Source organism: Rosistilla carotiformis (assembly GCF_007753095.1).
Lineage (GTDB): Bacteria > Planctomycetota > Planctomycetia > Pirellulales > Pirellulaceae > Rosistilla > Rosistilla carotiformis.
Genome location: NZ_CP036348.1, coordinates 1,788,850 through 1,807,186, shown reverse-complemented (window position 1 = coordinate 1,807,186; position 18,337 = coordinate 1,788,850). Strand labels below are relative to the sequence as shown.

The window sequence follows — 18,337 nt, the reverse complement described above, 5'->3', positions numbered from 1 at the left end:
CGAACGGAAATGGCGGATGGGCGGAAAGAAGCAAAAACCAGCAAAGCCGACAGCGCCGGCCCCTAGCCGATCGACCTTCGGTAGTGCTGTCAGAGGCGCGATCAAGGCTCCCGCCGCACTGGCGTTTCTTTGGCCGGTGCTGCTTGTGACGGGAGGCTATCTGGCGTGGCATCGTTGGGGTGCCGACCAAATCAACCGTCGCTACAACGCGTTGAACATTGAACAGGTTCAGATTTCTCCGCCACCCGACTACATTCGTTCGAATGTGATCGAATCGGTCTTTCGAGCGACCGACTTGACGAAGGTCTCGTTGATGGATTTGCAAGCGACCGCGCAGATTGCCAACGCATTTGCCACCAGTCCTTGGGTTGAAAGTGTTCGCCGAGTGCAAAAGACCTCGACCGGAAATGTCGACGTCCACGTCGCCTACCGCCGCCCCGTGGCGATGGTCAAAGTCGTCAGCCGGCATCCGGAGGTCGATGGGATGTCGTTTTTTCCAGTGGATGGCCATAGTGTGCTGTTGCCCACCGATGATTTCTCCCGCGCCGACACGCTCAATTACATCCACATCATCGTCCAACGCGATACCTATCCCATCAGCGGTGTGGGATCGAAGTTTGGTGACACCAAGGTGGCCGATGCGGCATTATTGGCCATGCTTCTATCCCCGTATCGGGAATCCTTGGGAATCGAAGCGATCACGATCACCCAACGTGCGCCGCACGACGAGCGGCCGCAGTTGTTGAACCTCGTCATGAAGAACGGCAAGCAAATCGTCTGGGGGAGTGCTCCTGGCAAAGAACTCAACAACGAACCCCACGCATCGGTTAAACTGCAAGCCTTGCTGAAAGATTCCAATCGAAGCTTGAACGATCTGCATGTCGCGCAACCGCTGGCAGCCGACCCTGCCCGACGCTAATCTTGTGCTGCGGCGCAATCGATAGCTTCGTTTTTTGGCGCCGAAATATCAAAGCGGGAGAAGGTTAGATGCTGGGACCGGTTCGGATCGCGATTACGTTTGCGATGTCATTGATGACGACGTTGGCGAGTGCCCAGGAAGTCGGCTCGCAGAAGACCTTTCCCGCGCGGGATTCGTTGGCCGCGTTGGACGATCCCAGCCCCGACGCCGCGGACTGCTTACGCGGTTTTGCCTGGCAGAACGCCGCGTTTGACGTCCAATTAGAAAGCGACGACGCGACGCTGCGGAGCGTCCGATTCCCGTCACCTCTTGATACCGGCAACCCGATCAATGACCGGGTGACCATGAAATGGTATGTCGCCAAAGATAAAGATGGCAACGTACTGCATCGGCCCGCCGTACTGGTTGCGCACGAATCGGGATCGGGTATGACGGTGGGCCGCTTAGTTGCGAAGACCCTATCGTTGTACGGCGTGCATGCGTTCTTGATCCACTTGCCCCACTATGGCGATCGCCGCGACCGATCGATCAAACCGGAGAATCAAGATGTGGTCACGACGATGCGGCAAGCGGTGGTGGATGTCCGCCGCGGTCGCGATGCCATCGCCGTTTTGCCCGACGTCGACACAAGCTATATCGGATTGCAAGGAACAAGTCTGGGCGGTTTTGTCGCGGCGCTGGCTGGTAGCTTGGACGGCGGATTTGATAAGGTCTACATCACGTTAGCCGGTGGCGATTTTCACAGCCTGCTGGTCAATGGCACCAACGAAGCGGCCAAAATGCGGCAAAAGCTTGCCGATGCTGGCTACTCCGGTGACAAACTGAAGCAACTGGTCCAGCAAGTTGAACCGCTGCGGATCGCGCACCGTTTAACTCCTGAGCAGACTTGGATGTTCACCGGTTCGGAGGACAAGGTGGTGCCGTTCGCCAATGCCATGGCTTTGGCCAAAGCCGCAAAAATCTCCGCCGAACATCATGTGATCGTCCCGGCAAATCACTATTCGGCAATCCTTTATTTCCCGACGATCATCGATCTAATCGTTCGCGAAAGCTTGCCGGCCGACGTGATTCCGGCGGCGCTTAAGTCGGATTCTTAAGTGTCGTTGCATGGCGGTGCTCGCGATCGATTTCGACCCGGCACTGCGTTGCCAACCTTCCCATCTCCCAAACGCCACCCCCAAGTGCTATCCTAACGCTCATGAAACTCGCAAAATTCAAGCAACCCAATGGGCTCGTCGCGGCAGGCATTGTCGAGGGCGATTCGATCCAAGCACTCGATCTTTCCGCTGGAAAATTCGAAGCGTTGTCGGATCTGTTGGACGCCAAAGACATTCCCGCGGCGGTCGATTATCTTCCCAAACGCGATCCGCATTCGTTGGACAACGTGCAGTTGTTGCCACCGATCGACCGCCAGGAAGTTTGGGCCGCTGGGGTCACTTACAAACGCAGCCAAACAGCGCGGATGGAAGAATCCGAAGCGGCAGCGTCCTGTTATGACCGCGTCTATGTCGCCGATCGCCCCGAGTTGTTCCTCAAAGCGACACCGCACCGCGTGCGTGGCGAGGGACAGGAATTGCGGATTCGAACCGACGCGACCTGGAATGTGCCCGAACCCGAGGTGACGTTGGTGCTGAACAGTCGGATGCAGATCGTTGGCTATACGATCGGTAACGACATGAGCTCTCGCGACATCGAAGGCGAAAATCCACTGTACCTGCCTCAAGCCAAAGTCTACGACCAATGTGCCGGTCTAGGACCCTGGATCACGTTGAGCAGCGACATGCCGCCGCGCGAACAGATGACGATCGATCTGCAAATCCAACGCGGCGACGATGTTGTGTTTGAACAAGCGACCGACGCCGCACAGATGGCCCGCAGCTTTGAAGACTTGGCCAGTTGGTTGGGCCGCGACAACAGCTTCCCCAACGGCGTCTTCCTGATGACCGGCACCGGAATCGTTCCCGGCAGCGACTTTACGTTGGCTGCCGGTGACGTGGTTCGAATCTCCATTGCCGGGATTGGCACGTTGACGAATTCGATCGTTCAAGGCTAGTGCCTGTGCGACCGATGCACTGGGGCAAGCGTCGTGGACGCGTGGTACGGGTGACTTCGTGCGCTTCATAAACTCAGGGGACTCGTAACCTCGTCCACTACTGAATTTCGGGGACTCGTGACCTCGTCCACGACTTAATTTATCAGGCGTTGGCAACGCACGCGTCCTCCCTCTCACCCTTCCCTTTCTCCATCCCACCGCTGACCGCTCATGCTTTCCAATATTCGAATCTGCGACCTTCAAACCAACATCTCCAAACATCCCTATCGCACGCCGATGAAATTCGGCGGCCGTGTCGTCTCGGGGGTCGATGTCTTGGAGGTCCGCTGCACGGTGGAAACCAAGAGCGGACGCCGCGCCGAGGGGCTCGGTTCGATGACGATGGGAAATGCTTGGTCCTGGCCAAGCCAAGTTGTCTCTTCGGACCAGACCTTGGCTGCGATCGAAACGCTCGCTCAACGTCATGCCGCGGCGGCTTTGGAAGCAAAGGTTGAAGGGCATCCACTGGAAATCTGCCACACGCTGGCGAAACTGTTGCGGCCGATCGCTGCAGAGGTGACCCAGGAGGCGGGATTGGACGAAGCGATGCCGCAACTGGCCTGCCTGCTGGCCGCCAGCCCGCTGGAAGCTGCGTTGTTCGACGCCCAGGGCAAGGCGTTGGGAACCAGCAGCTATCGATTGCTCGGCAAAGATTATGTCGATTCGGATCTGCAGCCTTATCTGGGAAATGATTTCGCCGGGCGCTATCTGGATGAATTCGTCAGCCCACAGCCGCAAGCAAGTATGCCGATCTATCATCTGGTCGGGGCGTTGGATCCGTTGACCGATGCCGACGTCGATCAAGCGGTCGGCGATGGACATCCCGAAACCCTCGCAGCATGGATCGAAGCCGATGGGCTGACCCATCTAAAAATCAAGCTTGCAGGCGACGATCTTGATTGGGACATCGACCGCGTCGCGCGGGTCAGCCGCGTGGCCAGTGAGAGTTCCCGCGGGGCGAAGACCGATTGGCGGTTCTCGCTTGATTTCAATGAACGCTGTGCCAATCAACAGTATGTGATCGATATGCTCCAAGGCGTCGCCAAGGTGAGCGACGATGCCAACGGGCGGATTCAATACGTCGAACAACCGACGCATCGCGATCTGGCACGATTCCCCGAAAACACGATGCACGAGGTGACGAAGATGTTGCCCGTGGTGATCGACGAATCGTTGGTCGATCTTGAAAGTCTGCACCTCTCGCGAGAACTAGGTTACAGCGGGATCGCGTTGAAAGCCTGCAAGGGACACGCCGAAGCATTACTGATGGGAGCCGCGGCGCAACACTATAAGCTGTTCCTGTGTGTCCAGGATCTCACCTGCATCGGTGCCAACTTCTTGCACTCTGCATCGCTTGCCGCTCACATTCCCACCGTGGCCGCGATCGAAGGAAACGGTCGGCAGTATTGCCCGGCCGGGAACGAAGGCTGGGAAAAGAAGTTCCCAGGGATGTTCGAGATCACCGACGGCACCGTCGAAACGGGATTGCTTAACGGCCCAGGTCTCGGTTACTGAGCTTCCCGCCGCAGGGCGAGCGTCCGCCGCATTCGCAACGGACGCTGTCGGTTTGCCGCAGATGTGAGATAGCCTTCGATCCAGCGGGCGGTTCCGTTTTGGAACCGCCCCTCGCCGACGACGCCAAAGCGGCGCGCGCTCTTATTCCTTCTTCGCTTTGTCGCCGAAGATCGCTTGGAACTTTTTCACCTTGGGAGCGACAACAAACTGACAATAGCCTTGGCCAGGATTCTGGTTGAAGTAGTTCTGGTGATAGTCTTCGGCGGGGTAAAAGACCTCCGCGGCGCTGATCTCCGTGACTGCGGGACCACCGGGAAACGCATTCGCTTTGTTCAGTTTGTGCTTGTAGTTCGTCGCCAACTCTTTCTGCTCATCGTTGTGATAGAAGATCACGCTGCGATATTGCGTGCCGACGTCATTTCCCTGACGGTTTCGAGTCGTGGGGTCATGCGTTTTCCAAAACACTTCCAACAAAGTATCGAAGCTGACCTTGGTCGGATCATACGTGATCTGGCAAACCTCGGCGTGGCCGGTGCGCCCCGTGCAGACCATCTTGTAGGTGGGGTGAGGAACCTTGCCTCCCATGTAGCCCGAGACGATCTTCTCAACCCCTTCGAGCCGCTGAAAAACCGCTTCGACGCACCAGAAGCACCCGGCGCCAAAGGTCGCGATCTGCATCTCGCCGGTCGCCGCTTGAGCTGTGGCTTCGCTGCTTTCCTGCGGTTCATCCGCACCAACGGCAACCGCCGTCGTCGCGACCATCACCGCCATCATGATTAAATTACGCATCGTGGGATTGTCTCCATTTCTGTGGTCTTCGAGGCCGACGATCTCACCCCGGCTGAACCGTTTAGTATACCCGATCCGGTTTCGAGTCGACGGGTGCCCTGACGAAGAATTTCGCCGTCGACACGCTCGCGGCGTCGAGTCCGGTTTTCTAGGCGTCGGACGCGATAGGCATCACGCCTGGGCTCGTGCCCCCCTTTCCTAGCCAGTCGTCCGCGACAACCAGACGGATGTCTGGTCGGAAGCGAGAAAGTCGGCAAGACTCCCGATTGAAGGCCGTATAAAACGCAGAAACGTTGTTTGCCGATCGTGTTCCCTCGCCAGAACCAAGAATCCTCGGCGCGGGCGGATTAGCATAGACGGTAATGATGCTTTGGATCTCCCCCCGCGAATGCGCTCCGCCCATGAAATCTGTTCCTACCGACGACCGGTCGCGCCGATCGTTTCCGATTTTCACCTTTGCTTTGCTGAGTGTTGCTTGGTTCGGCCCGTTTGCTGCGGCGCGCGATCTGGTGTTGCCCGAGGTGCCTGCCAATTGGCAGTCGTTGCTGCAGACCGATCCCTCAGCGCTTCAGGAGCACCTGACCGCGGTCCTGGAGACACAGTGGGATGCTGTCGAGTTCGATGCCGACGATGATGCGTCGTCGCTGTTGGCGAAAGCACAGCAGATCTTCGCACTCAATGCCGCCACGCGGCAACGTGTCGATGCGCTTTGGAAACTGAGTGGTCCGATCGGGGCTTCCGCCGATTCCCCCGAGGCCCGCCCGGCGGCGGCCACCTTCTTAAAAACAATCTCCGCCTGGGTCGACTTCTCGGGACGCTTGCGGTTCGCGACGCGAGAACACACTCGCCAGACAGTACGCCGCCTGCCGCGGCGCGATGTCGCCCGACTGATCGGCCTGGCGCAACAGTATCAAGTGGGGATCGTCGCTCCAGCAATTGCGTTCGTCTTGGCTCAGCCCCCGGCAACCAGCAAGGTGCAGCCGTTTGATCATGCCACGCGAATGCAGTTGGTGCGTCTGATCCAATCGACTCACGAGATCGATGCCACCGCGTCGCTATACGAATTGTTGCGTTGGCCTCACACGCCCGATGCGCTGCGTTTGCATCTGTTGAATACGCTGCGAACGATCGGGATCTCCCAAGCCTCGTTGACCGATTCCAATCGCCTGACGCCGGCGGAATTGTTGGCCGAACTCGAACAGATGAAAACGCAATCACTGTCGGTCGAAGATCAACAACTGCGGATCGAACTGATGCCGTGGCTCGCCAGCCTAGCGGAACACGGCGTCCAAGGCGCAACGTTCCGCTGGGGGCCTGTGGAAATCCAAGCTGGCGATTGGGTCTTGCAACGCAATCCATCGCCTTACAATCGCTTCACCGATCTTTCCCCGGGCTTATTCACACATGTAGGAATCGCTGCAGAGGTGACCGACAACGCGGGCATTCGCCGAATCGTGATCGTCGATCTTCCGGAAACCGGCACCAAAATCGAAGCCGATACTGCCGACGAATTTGTCTCGACCAGCCTGCACTGGGTCGTGTTGCGTCATCGCGATCCCAAATCGGCGGCAGCCATGGGACGCGTCGCAGCGAAGCTGGCCGGTCGAACCTCCGAATTTGATCTGACCTTTAACACCGCGTTGGTTCACGAGCAACGCGGGATTGTCGACCGCCCCGACGATGCCGTGCGCACCTATTGCGCCGGATTCTTGGCGTTGTGCGCCCAGGAGGCGGGCGTGTCGTGGGAGCAGCTGTTTCCGTTGGTCGAACGACCGATCAACGATCGCTGCGGCGAGAATTTGGAATCGCTGGGGCTGACGATGACCGAATTCCTTTCTCCCAGCGGCCCGCTGTTTTCGCCCGACCTGCAAATCGTCGGCGCCCGGCCCCCGATGTACGCTCCCGACAATCAGATTCGCGAAGCCGTCTACGATCAATTCGCCCGAAGGATCTCCGAACGGGAGTTCCAAATGCACGAGACCTCGGCGCAGCGGTTGCGGCAGCAACTGGCCGAACTGAGCAGCGACTACAGCTGGGTTCGGGCAGCACTTGCCCAAGTCAACGATGTCAGCCCGGCGATCGATCTGGTCGTGGCCGGACGCGTGGCGACGATCGTCGAGAACTTGGATGCAATCGCCGACACGCAGGCCGAGGCGTTCAGCGATGCGATGACCTTGGTGACCGCTCAAGGCGTGCCAGCGAAGGCTCCCCCCGAAGAGGCAGCTCGGTTGACGGAGGTTCTGGCGAATCTGAAATCGGATCATCCGCAGTGGTTCGCCGATGCGGCAGCTGGAAAACTTTCGAACCGCCAGTTACAGCAACTTTTGACACGTTTTTATTCCGAACAGGGGCAAGTCTCGGTCGACGCGATGTTTTTCCCTGAATCACCTTCGCCGCAATAGAAGGTATCGCCAGCTCGATTGCCCGTTTTTTCAGCTCGGAATTGACGGCGACGCCACGGGTACGATGATTCCGCCGGCCCGATAACTTTTCAGTGTCATAATGCAGACCCAACCGGCGCCGTCGACTAGAATGTTTCCTGTCGGTCGATCGTGAATCGACAGCACGACCCTTCCCCGCCTCAGCTTCCTCAGCACACTCAAACGCTATGAACAGACGCTTTGCTCGTGCAATCTGCACGCTGGTTTTGACCTATCCATGCATTTCGGGGCTCACCGCGTCGGCACAGTTGCCGGTTGCTGAATTACCGGAGGACCGCGAGGTCAAATACAGCACCGACATCTTCCCGGTCTTAAAGAAGAACTGCGTCGCGTGTCACAATGCCAGTCGGGACGAGAGCGGTGTGAATCTGGAATCGGTCGAAAAAATGTTGGCCAGCGACAGCGACGAGCTGTTGGTCGCGGGAAAATCAGACACCAGTCGATTGTTTGCCCTGGCCGCTCACATCGATGAACCGATCATGCCGCCGGAAGACAACGAAGTTGGCGCGGCACCGCTGAATCCGATGGAGTTGGCGTTGTTGAAGCGTTGGATCGATCAAGGCGCGAAGGTCGACGTTGCCAATCCAGGCATGGTGAAATACGAATGGCAAGCATTGCCCGCGCATCTGCGTACCGTCTACGCGTCGACGATGTCGGGCGACGGTCGTCTAGCGGCAGCCAGCTTTGGCAATCAAATCCGCGTTTTTGGTAAAAGCTCTTCGACACCGATCGCTGAGTTGTCGAGCGTCGACGAAGCGGGCAAGCCGACTCCGCCGCACCTCGATTTTGTCCAAGACCTCGCCTTCTCGCCAGTCGACAACCGCTTGGTCTCGGCCGGTTTCCGAAACGTGAAAACGTGGACGATGAACCCTCCGCAAGCGATTGCGTTGCCAAGCTTCGATCCGGCGGCCAGTTTGTCGTTGGCGATCGATCGCACAGGAACTCAGGTTGCCAACTTTACAAAGCAGGGCGATGTGCAAGTCGCGGCGATTGGATCCGAGGCGTGGCAGTGGAATCAAAAGATCGCATTGCCCGAGGCGTTTGCTGGCGACGCGGCTCCCGCCGTGGTGGCAGCGATTGCTGTCGACGGCAAGACCGCTGCGATCGCGTGGCAACAAGAACTGCGGATCGTGAAGTCCGATGCGGCGGAAGCCGTGACGTTGACCTCCGAAAAACAAATCGCTTCGATGGCCTGGGATCGCAACGGCCGTCTGGTCACCGGCGACGAGAGTGGTGGTGTCACGTTCTGGGTTGCCGAGGGAGAGTCCTTCAAAGCGGTCACCGAATCGATGGGAGACAAGCCGGTATTGCATCTTGTTGTGCCAATCGAAGGGGCAGCCGTTTTGATGGCGGTCGATGCAGCGGGGAAGATCGCCGCATGGCATGCTGCGGAAACAAAGATCAAAGAGACGAAACAATTACCCGCGGCCGCGAAGTTTGTATCGCCGACGCGCGACGGTGCAGGGCTGTGGACGACGCTCGATTCGGGAGTGTTTGGACTGTTTGACATCGCATCGGGCAAGTTGGCGGAATCTCCGAAGTTCGATCCGGTCCAAGCCGAGGCTTATGCTCAAGCGAATTGGACCGTCTTGGTTGGCGAGCGATTGGTTGCCGCGACGGAAGCGGAATTAAAGACCGCGCAGACCAACGAGACGGCAGAAAAAACCAACCTCACCAATTCGGAAGCCGATGTGGCGGCCAAGGCGAAGGCTCGCGATGAAGCGAAGAAGCCGGCGGAGGATACGAAAAAGGCCGCCGACGCAGCACAGGCAGCATTGGTAGCCGAACAGGCCAAGCAGAAAGCGATGATGGAGAAGCGAGTCGCTTTGGCGGCAAAGATCCAGCAATTGGATGCCGCAGCGCCGGCGATGGTCAAAGAGAAAGAGACGGTCGCGGCCGCAGCGGCGGAGGTTGCGACGAAGATGACCGCCATGCAAACGGAGATCGCGGCGGTCGAGGCTGAGATGAAAAAGAAGCTCGACGAAATGAAGGCTGCTGCAGCGGCGATCGCAAAACAGAAAGCGGACCAAGAGGCCAAAGTGGCTGCGATTGCGGCCAAGATCGCTGCAGAAGCGGCTGCTAAAACCGCGGCAGCTGCCGAACTGAAGGCGATCCCAGACGATGCCGCGCTGGCCGCAGCGGTCAAGGCAGCGGCTGATGCCGCGGAGAAAGCGAAGAAGGAAGCAGAGGCGAAAGCGGAGGCTCTGCAGAAAGCCGAGTCGGCAGTCTCGCTGTCCGAAGAGTCCAAATCGCGAGCGGCCAAGCGTGCCGCGGAGTCGACAGAGGAAGTCGCTTCGCAAACCAAGCTCGTTGCGGCGGCGAAGGCCGAGCAGGAGCAGCGCAAGAAACACGAAGCGGCGGCGAAGGGAGCTCAGGATCAATCGCTGGCCGCCGACAAGGCACTGGCGGTTTTGGCTGACGGCAAGTTCCTTGTGACGCAATCGAGCGCGTCGGGACAGTGGAATCTGTGGACCGCTGCGGGAGATTGGATCACGGCACTGGACAAGGGAGGCGAATTGGTCGCCGCGGGCTCGCAGAGCGTCTTGATTCGAGGTGACAACGGTAAAGTGAAAGCGTATCGCTTGCCGGAGAAGCTGTGGGGCCAAGATCGGATGATCGGTTCGCCTACCGGCGAGAGTCCGTTTTCGGACCGCGTGTTGACTGTCGATATCGACCCGACTGGCAAGTGGTTGGTGACGGGCGGCGGCGAACCATCGCGTAGCGGCGAGGTGCAGATCTGGAATCTTTCCGACGGATCGCTGGTTCGCAATTTTGATAATCCGCACACCGACACCGTTCTGTGCGCTCGTTTCTCTCCCGACGGCAAGACCTTGGCGACCAGCAGCTCGGACCGGATGATCAAGCTGTGGGATCTCGAGACAGGAAAGTTGCTGAAGACCCTCGAAGGGCACACCCATCACGTCAACTCGATCGCCTGGAACGTCGACAACCGGCAACTCTCCAGCGCATCGGCCGATTCCAGCGTCAAGATCTGGGATGTGTCGACGGGACAGGCGAAGCGAACGATCGGTGGACTGACGGGCGAACTGACCCGACTTGTCTACGTCGGCCGCGATGACCGCGTCGGCTTCGTCAGCGGAGACCACTACTTCCGCGTCTATCGCACCGACAATGGCGGTCGCGAAACCAACGCCAAAGTGGCCGAAGGGTATCTGTACGCGTTGGCCTCCAACCGCGACGGGACGCTGTTTGTCCTGGGGGGAGCCGACGGGAATGCCAAGATCGTCGACAAAGCGGGAAAAGAAACGCAGAAGTACGAGTGATCGCCGCAACGACGCGGACCGCCACGAAAAAAGCCACTTGGAAAACTTCCAAGTGGCTTTTCAGCGGATGGGGTGGGATTCGAACCCACGGTACGGTTACCCGTACGCTAGTTTTCAAGACTAGAGCCTTCGACCACTCGGCCACCCATCCGTCTTATCGATCATTGAGCCGTCCGTCCCGCAGCACAGGTCTTCGGGCAAGGCAGCTCGCCCTGGAACCTTAGCATGTTTTGGAGCCAGTGCGGATGTGGAAAGTCTACTGTCCATGATGCAAAACGCAAAGTGCGGTTACCGCATCCGAATCGCTGCCAAGGTCGTCAGGAAGCGTTAAATCGCTACAAAATGATGCCTCGTCCTGATAATTTTTGTGGCCGGCTTGTAGGGTGGCTTGCAAAAAATCGTCTCCTGCGAGATACTTCCTGCACGCCGAGAGATTGTCGCCTGCCTGTGACAATCGCTCGCGCGTGATTCGATCCTGTGCCGAGCCCCTTTTGCATCGGCGCGGGTCGAAAGAATTTAGGTTGAGCCGAAGTGGCGGAATTGGCAGACGCGCTGGATTCAAAATCCAGTTGGAGCAATCCAGTGTGGGTTCGAGTCCCACCTTCGGTACTTGGTGACACGATCACCCGCAATCAAAGGCCCGCAAACACTCACGTGTTGCGGGCTTTTTTCGTATCCGCTTCGCTTCTGTTGTTGCTCTCGATCGCTTCCTTGCGGCACTTCGCGGGTGTATCTTTCGTTGCCCCACAGGCGCCCTCTTGGACCGCTCGGCCGAACGACTCTTGCTTGGTCATTGCCTCTTGCTTCCTCGCCATCGGTGCCGAATTCACAAGTCCACTCGAGCCGTCCTTTGTCGGGCACATCGCGAGCAACTCCGCCTCACGCGCTGCAGGCAAATTTTGAATCCGGCTTGAGCCATCCTTCCACGCCAGCACGTTGGACGATCCTCTTGAACGTCGCGTTGATTTCCACCTCAGGCGTCGAACGGGTACCTCCCCAACGGTTTCGTGGCGCTCGTGGCCCGCATCGCGAGAAGCTCCTAGACGCCCGAAAAGGTTCGCTGGAGCGACGCGGCGGCACTCATAGGAGTGCCGGCAGTTGCATGAGGGTGCGCAACCAGCGAGAATGGGCAGTACAATCAAAACTGTTCTCGCAGGGCAACCCGTGAGAACAGGACAATAAAACCTATTCTCAGCCGGACCAACCGGTGAGAAATACGTTACCCGACTGACATAGACATGACGGACAACCCGTTCCAGCCTCCATCGGATGACGCCAACCGGGATACGCCACCAATACGGCAACGTATCCCTAAACCCCGACCTGAAATTGCTGGCCAACTCAGTGCGTTCGGATGTCTCGGTGGTGCGTTGGTCGGCACGGTTGGCTTCCTCGTCTTGATTGCGGCAATTGAACTCTTGATGACGCCACCCTTTAAGTCGCCTCCGAACTACGGACAGTTTGGCATCATCGTCATTGGTGTTGGGTTCTACGCGGCACTTTTCGGCGTTTGCCTTGGCATTGTTCCATACGTTACTTGGCTCGGCTATATTCCCGTCCATCTGCTTGGGCTCTGGCTCATCTGGGCGATCGACAAGCAGTTCTTCGCTGAGGTTGACTGGACGGAGGCTCCGATCGTTGCGATGTTTGCTATACTTGCGCTCCCGACCCCGATTGCCGTTTGCGTAAACTTGTGGGTGAACCGCTATCCGCGAATCCCACACATGGGGTAACCATCGCGTGAACCGGAGCACGCGAGCCGAGCGTTTTGAAGTTGAAAACCTTTCGCGCGTGCCCGGTTACGCGTACCGTTATGCGGTAACACAATGATCGATTGCTTAGATGAAACGGTACAGCCACTCGACGTTGCGGCATTGAACCGACTCTTAACAGACACCGGTTCAGGACTACGGTTTGACGATGACTTCCTGTCAGCGATCCCACGCATACACGGCGCAAGTCCGGTAAATCAATATTTTACAGATAAGGCAGGTGCAGTTAGAAGGATTGGATGGTTCGTATCTTTCTACGACTTTGACTCAGATTTACCTGCGCCACGGCAAGTGGATTGCATGTATGGTGATAATGACACACGTGTAATCGATCGATCGCTTCAATACCTCGTCCGCTGGGGAGACATGTCCATCTACGGACCTTTTGACGACAAAAGAGCATTTTACCCTTTTGCTGCGCTATATCGAGACCCAAAAAACGACCACTCCGCACCATTTTCACTCTGCTGGCACCACGGGGACGGAAATGATTCGTTGTGCTTTGACACGTCTACGTCGCCATGCTCGGTGGTATATTGCAACTTCGATAATGCGCAGGACGCGTTTTGTCGGTGGGAATATGATGACGAGCAATATGATTTCGGGCACTTAGTTCATGTCGCTGATTCGTTCTCAGACTTTGCTACCATGCTGCACAAGACGTACGCGGAAGCAAGCGCATAACCAAGCGATGATACGGAGCGGCGGTGGCCACCGTTTTGAAGTGGCTGAGTCGTTTCCCGCCGCCCGCATATCGCCATCGTTATCCGACAGAACGATGAACAACGCTGATACAATTGCTGATCTCCAACGTCGTATCAGCGTTTTCCCTCCGATTGATTGCGTTACCAATCTTACAGTTGCTCCTCCGCCACCTCTTGCCCCAGCTTTGGTCTCCGAGTTCGAGACGGCAACCAACTTGCGTTTGCCTTCGTTTATCCGAAGGCTGTATTCCGAAGTTGCAAACGGAGGATTTGGCCCCGCATACGGAATTGTTCCGCTCATCGCATCTGGCGACGACACTATCCTCGACTGGAACTCCAGATACCGTTCCGCGAACCGATCAGAACCGGATGGGCCACAATGGCCCGACCACTTGCTTCACTTCTGCGAGGGTGGGTGCGTTACCACATACGTGCTTGACATCCGCACAGACGAAGCCCCCGTTTACAAAGTGGACGCCGATGCGTCCAATAATATCTATGATTGGCTTCACTTGGTTTCGCCATCTGTCGAATCGTGGCTTGCTGACTGGGCGCGTCATCCCGTAACGCAAGATCGCGGATAACCATGGATTGCACCGGAGTCGGGCTTGCGGGCGTTTTCAAATGGTTGACTTTACTCTCCCGACCCGGTGAATCCGGACGTTCCTCCACTAGCAATGAACCGTTCGAGTTTGCGATTCACACTCCGGAGCCTATTCGTGGCAATTTGCGTAATTGCGATTATCCTGGGCTTGATTTCCAACTGGTTGACGAAACCGTACGCTATCACCGGAAAATATCCAAATGGGAAACGTGCGTTTGAACAACTGCAGCGACGGACGATAAATGGTGAAGTCCAAGAAATCAAAACGACGTGTTGGTTTCCGAATGGTAAAATTGCTTTCAGACTCACGGCTGAAGAACAAACCTATTGGTATGCGAACGGAGAGAAGTTCGACGGTCGGAACACCGCTGAAGTCCAACAGTGGCTAAGAGCATACGGACACCAATTTGCGGATGCCGGTGAACCATCCCCACGACCGATTAACGGTTGCCTAAATTGGTGGAACGGGTGGTAGGATCAATCAACGTTTCCCGACTTCGCAGGGTTGCCGTGCCCCAACGAGGAGGAACCAAGGCATGGACACGGAGCGACCGTTAACGCGTTTTGGTAGTTGGAAACTCCGCTGCGGTCGCCCGGTCATGCCAACCGTTCGGCAAATGAGCAAGACTGTGGGAAATCAACAGTACGAGATGCGGTCCAATGTGTTTGGTGGTGAGTCGCTCTATCTTCCGCCAGGCGTCAGTCTTGAGACGGTTCCGACTTCGTTCCTTGAGTTGTTCACCGACCGTCTGACTGACCACCATGTCGCAATTTATAGAAACCCACGCGCGTACTTCAATTGGCTCGCTCGACGAGCACGGATTGCAGGGATGAAGAACTGGCTTTTGGCGATGGCTGCAACGAATCAATGCGGGCTCCATCTCCATCGTGCCGAATTTGGTCCATCTGTGCAAACTGAAGTATTCGTCCGGGGCTTTTTGCCTCACCCAAGACGTTTCTGTGACTTTCGGCTTGCCTCCAACAAACCGCTTTTTGATTTGCCGGTCGCGTTGCAAGACATCTACGAACTCATTGATGGAACGATTGAGGGCGATGTGTTTGAAGCGGGCGGGTTTGATAATCTGTCCAGCCTTAGGTTCGACGCTTCATCGCTCCCAATCCCTGATTCTCATGGCGTTTCCGACCTCGACCGTGCTTTATGGTTCTATACGAACAGCACTGGCGACCGGTTGCTTGCCGATGGTGAAAAGGTGTTTTGGTTTCTCCACGAAAACTGTGGACTCGTCGAAGCCGGGAATCTGACCAAAGTCGTTGACTCGTATTTCCTGTCGCTCCTGACTGGTGCCAAGTGGCTTTTTGATCCCTACTGTTCTTCACGCTAAGTCGCCGAACCATGGGTTGCACTAGAGCACGGCATCTGGCGTATTGCAGTGGAAAACTAATTCGCCGTGCCTAGTGAACCCTACCGTTCTGCTACGAAGGAAACACCCATCTCAGAATGAGAATCAAACGTCGCGTCGAGACGCCATTCTCGTTCAATACTCGCACGCTCTTTGCGATCGTTACCGTTTCTGCAATTGGGATGTGGCGTGGCGTTTTTGCATTGCTTGTGGCAATCGGAATTACCGCAATTCACTATCTAGTGCTCTCCGCGTTCGCATGGCTTTTGGCACGAACCAATGGACAACCCAAACCTCCGTATCATCGTTGGCGATTGGTCACAGCCGATAGCGGCGACACGATTCGGACCTGCACCACTACGTTCCTGATCTTCTTCGCTGTTTGGCATTTGTTCTGGTTGCTGGTTCTACTGCCACCAGGCTTCCCGCAGCTCTGGGATTCTCAAATTCACGGATTCTGTACCTTGGCTCAACTCGAACACACCGTAGCTGCCGCATTTGCTCTGCTGCTCATCACGTCGTTCCTGACCAACATTTTCGCTGGTACGCCTTTCTCTCATCGGATTTGCATTGACACCTCGACGCTGCTAACCTTGCTCTCGGCTACTCACTTTGCCATTCCTTAACCCGAGCGCAAGAGCAGAACCATCGATTGCAACGGAGCGGCGGTGGTCGCCGTTTTGGCAATGGCTGAGTCTCTCGCCGCCGCCCGCTGAATCGTGACGTTCTGTCCATCGTGTACACGTTGATTTCGCTAGGACAACTCAATGCGCACATACAGTTTTGAAAATAGCGAAATCGAAGTCCACTTCCGACCGTTTGGTGTCTTCTTGTGGTTGCTGGCAGGTTTTGAAGTTCGAGTTGGCGGACGAACCTATATCCCGAAGTTCGACACAGCAGGATTCAATACTCAGACCAATTTTCAGCTTCGATCCGGCGATAAGGAGCTTAGCGGAGTTGTGCGTTCGCTTGGACCGATGTGGCTTTTGCCCAGAATGCGATACGTAGTCAGGGTTGATGATTCCGAAATAGCTACAGACGCGCAAACATTGCAGCGATGGTATTTGTCATACTTTATGTGGGGGCTTGTCTTCGCCACCTGCATGCTTGCCGTGATAGGGGCAATTGTCGTTTTGATGATTGTTTTCCGGCTTGTTCAGTCGTAGATCGGAATTCAAATGCTGACAGAACCATCCCGTGCACCGAAGTACGGCTTGCGCGGTTTTCCAAATGGACACTCAACCTTCCGTACTCGGTGACGGGTGCCGTTACCCGACTGACATAGACATGACGGACAACCCGTTCCAGCCTCCATCGGATGACGCCAACCGGGATACGCCACCAATACGGCAACGTATCCCTAAACCCCGACCTGAAATTGCTGGCCAACTCAGTGCGTTCGGATGTCTCGGTGGTGCGTTGGTCGGCACGGTTGGCTTCCTCGTCTTGATTGCGGCAATTGAACTCTTGATGACGCCACCCTTTAAGTCGCCTCCGAACTACGGACAGTTTGGCATCATCGTCATTGGTGTTGGGTTCTACGCGGCACTTTTCGGCGTTTGCCTTGGCATTGTTCCATACGTTACTTGGCTCGGCTATATTCCCGTCCATCTGCTTGGGCTCTGGCTCATCTGGGCGATCGACAAGCAGTTCTTCGCTGAGGTTGACTGGACGGAGGCTCCGATCGTTGCGATGTTTGCTATACTTGCGCTCCCGACCCCGATTGCCGTTTGCGTAAACTTGTGGGTGAACCGCTATCCGCGAATCCCACACATGGGGTAACCATCGCGTGAACCGGAGCACGCGAGCCGAGCGTTTTGAAGTTGAAAACCTTTCGCGCGTGCCCGGTTACGCGTACCGTTATCAGACTGAAATCGCACATGCCTGAAACCATCAACTTCTACTTGGTCGACGACGAGTACGGTGCGTTCTCGAATTTCGCCGCGTATCCGATTGAACTCGATGGCGCAACATGGCCTACGACTGAACACTACTTCCAGGCACAAAAGTTTGCTGGGACTCAACATGCTGAGGAGATTCGGCTCGTCGAGTCTCCGATGAAGGCTGCACGAATGGGACGTGATCGGCAGCGCCCTCTTCGTTCTGACTGGGAGGACGTGAAGGACGATATCATGCGTGTCGCACTCTACGCCAAATTCACACAACATCCTGATCTGAGGGAACTACTGCTTGGCACTGGCGACGCTATGATTGTGGAACACACAAAGAACGACGGATACTGGGGAGACGGCGGCGACGGTACCGGACGCAATATGCTGGGTCAAATGCTTGTCGAACTACGCGCACGAATCCAGCGCGGCTGATAACCATCGCGTGCACCGGAGTACGCGAGTCAGGCGGTTTTGAAATTGAGAATCTTTCGCGCGTACCCGGTGACGCGTGCCGTTCCCCGACTAACTCAAAGCGGTTTCCGACACTGACCAATGCGTAAACAACAATCTCCGGCCGAACGACGATTGCGCCGAATCAAATCTGTTGCCGCGCTCATTCTGTTCGGATGCATTGTCATTTCCGTTTTCGGAACGGTTCATGGAATGGTGCGAAGCTTCAATGCAATTGCACTGGGAGGATCGGCACCGATTGAAGAGGACCTCGCCGAATCAATCCAATCGTCGATGACACTTACACGCATCTTGATACCTATCATGTTTATTGCTGGCATTGCTTGGGTCGGTAGCTGGTGCAAACTTCGAAGGCCGCTTACCATTGACATAGGTTCCGATCGATTGACTGCGGATGATCCGGGCTACCAACACACACAGCAAAACGACGGGTAACCATCGCGTGAACCGGAGAACGCGAGCTAAGCGATTTGGCCGTTAGAGACCTTCCCGC

Annotated in this window: 15 protein-coding genes and 2 tRNA genes; 14 read left to right on the top strand and 3 right to left on the bottom strand. The window is 56.5% G+C overall.

Annotated features, from left to right (window positions below; genetic code table 11):
* The first annotated feature begins 16 nt into the window (after positions 1-16).
* The 4 genes from Poly24_RS06750 to Poly24_RS06735 all read left to right on the top strand — a co-directional run bounded on the left by Poly24_RS06750 (position 17) and on the right by Poly24_RS06735 (position 4,526).
* Positions 17-919, top strand: a complete 903-nt coding sequence (locus tag Poly24_RS06750; RefSeq protein ID WP_145092276.1) for a cell division protein FtsQ/DivIB — start codon at positions 17-19, stop codon at positions 917-919.
* A 68-nt stretch (positions 920-987) separates the two neighbouring features.
* Positions 988-2,016 (top strand): alpha/beta hydrolase family protein, encoded by a 1,029-nt coding sequence (locus Poly24_RS06745; protein WP_145092273.1) that lies wholly within the window; start codon positions 988-990, stop codon positions 2,014-2,016.
* A gap of 101 nt (positions 2,017-2,117) precedes the next feature.
* A complete protein-coding gene (locus Poly24_RS06740; protein ID WP_145092270.1) occupies positions 2,118-2,972 on the top strand; it encodes a fumarylacetoacetate hydrolase family protein in 855 nt (284 codons plus the stop codon).
* 210 nt (positions 2,973-3,182) lie between these two features.
* Entirely contained in the window at positions 3,183-4,526 is a 1,344-nt protein-coding gene (locus tag Poly24_RS06735; RefSeq protein ID WP_145092267.1) for a mandelate racemase/muconate lactonizing enzyme family protein, read from the top strand.
* Between the two features lie 141 nt (positions 4,527-4,667).
* Here Poly24_RS06735 and msrA read toward each other — a convergent pair whose 3' ends face one another.
* Positions 4,668-5,315 (bottom strand): peptide-methionine (S)-S-oxide reductase MsrA, encoded by a 648-nt coding sequence (msrA, locus tag Poly24_RS06730; protein WP_231753498.1) that lies wholly within the window; start codon positions 5,313-5,315, stop codon positions 4,668-4,670.
* Between the two features lie 401 nt (positions 5,316-5,716).
* Between msrA and Poly24_RS06725 the strand changes: the two genes are divergently transcribed.
* Positions 5,717-7,717 carry a hypothetical protein gene (locus Poly24_RS06725; protein WP_145092264.1) on the top strand — a complete coding sequence of 667 codons (2,001 nt, stop codon included), beginning with the start codon at positions 5,717-5,719 and terminating at the stop codon, positions 7,715-7,717.
* A gap of 206 nt (positions 7,718-7,923) precedes the next feature.
* Positions 7,924-11,040 carry a WD40 domain-containing protein gene (locus tag Poly24_RS06720; protein WP_145092261.1) on the top strand — a complete coding sequence of 1,039 codons (3,117 nt, stop codon included), beginning with the start codon at positions 7,924-7,926 and terminating at the stop codon, positions 11,038-11,040.
* Positions 11,041-11,104: 64 nt separating this feature from the next.
* Here the strand turns inward: Poly24_RS06720 and Poly24_RS06715 are convergent.
* Positions 11,105-11,191 (bottom strand) — tRNA-Ser (locus Poly24_RS06715).
* A 374-nt stretch (positions 11,192-11,565) separates the two neighbouring features.
* Here Poly24_RS06715 and Poly24_RS06710 point away from each other — a divergent pair.
* The 5 genes from Poly24_RS06710 (at position 11,566) to Poly24_RS06695 (ending at position 16,107) form a co-directional block, all read left to right on the top strand.
* Positions 11,566-11,649 (top strand) — tRNA-Leu (locus tag Poly24_RS06710).
* 629 nt (positions 11,650-12,278) lie between these two features.
* Entirely contained in the window at positions 12,279-12,773 is a 495-nt protein-coding gene (locus tag Poly24_RS06705; RefSeq protein WP_145092250.1) for a hypothetical protein, read from the top strand.
* Positions 12,774-13,428: 655 nt separating this feature from the next.
* Positions 13,429-14,100 (top strand): SMI1/KNR4 family protein, encoded by a 672-nt coding sequence (locus tag Poly24_RS27820; RefSeq protein WP_391556906.1) that lies wholly within the window; start codon positions 13,429-13,431, stop codon positions 14,098-14,100.
* A 556-nt stretch (positions 14,101-14,656) separates the two neighbouring features.
* Positions 14,657-15,463, top strand: coding sequence for a hypothetical protein (locus Poly24_RS06700; protein WP_145092258.1), 807 nt, complete (start codon positions 14,657-14,659; stop codon positions 15,461-15,463).
* Positions 15,464-15,579: 116 nt separating this feature from the next.
* Positions 15,580-16,107: a hypothetical protein gene (locus Poly24_RS06695; RefSeq protein WP_145092255.1), complete on the top strand. Its 528-nt coding sequence runs from the start codon at positions 15,580-15,582 to the stop codon at positions 16,105-16,107.
* 441 nt (positions 16,108-16,548) lie between these two features.
* Here the strand turns inward: Poly24_RS06695 and Poly24_RS27815 are convergent, their stop codons facing one another.
* Entirely contained in the window at positions 16,549-16,719 is a 171-nt protein-coding gene (locus tag Poly24_RS27815) for a Rieske 2Fe-2S domain-containing protein (protein WP_391556905.1), read from the bottom strand.
* A gap of 49 nt (positions 16,720-16,768) precedes the next feature.
* On the opposite strand from Poly24_RS27815, the gene Poly24_RS06685 reads away from it, so the two are divergent.
* The 3 genes from Poly24_RS06685 to Poly24_RS06675 all read left to right on the top strand — a co-directional run bounded on the left by Poly24_RS06685 (position 16,769) and on the right by Poly24_RS06675 (position 18,279).
* Positions 16,769-17,263, top strand: coding sequence for a hypothetical protein (locus tag Poly24_RS06685; RefSeq protein ID WP_145092250.1), 495 nt, complete (start codon positions 16,769-16,771; stop codon positions 17,261-17,263).
* Between the two features lie 98 nt (positions 17,264-17,361).
* Positions 17,362-17,805 (top strand): NADAR family protein, encoded by a 444-nt coding sequence (locus Poly24_RS06680; protein WP_145092247.1) that lies wholly within the window; start codon positions 17,362-17,364, stop codon positions 17,803-17,805.
* Positions 17,806-17,925: 120 nt separating this feature from the next.
* Complete coding sequence (locus Poly24_RS06675) at positions 17,926-18,279, top strand: hypothetical protein (RefSeq protein ID WP_145092244.1); 354 nt, start codon at positions 17,926-17,928, stop codon at positions 18,277-18,279.
* Positions 18,280-18,337: the final 58 nt, after the last annotated feature.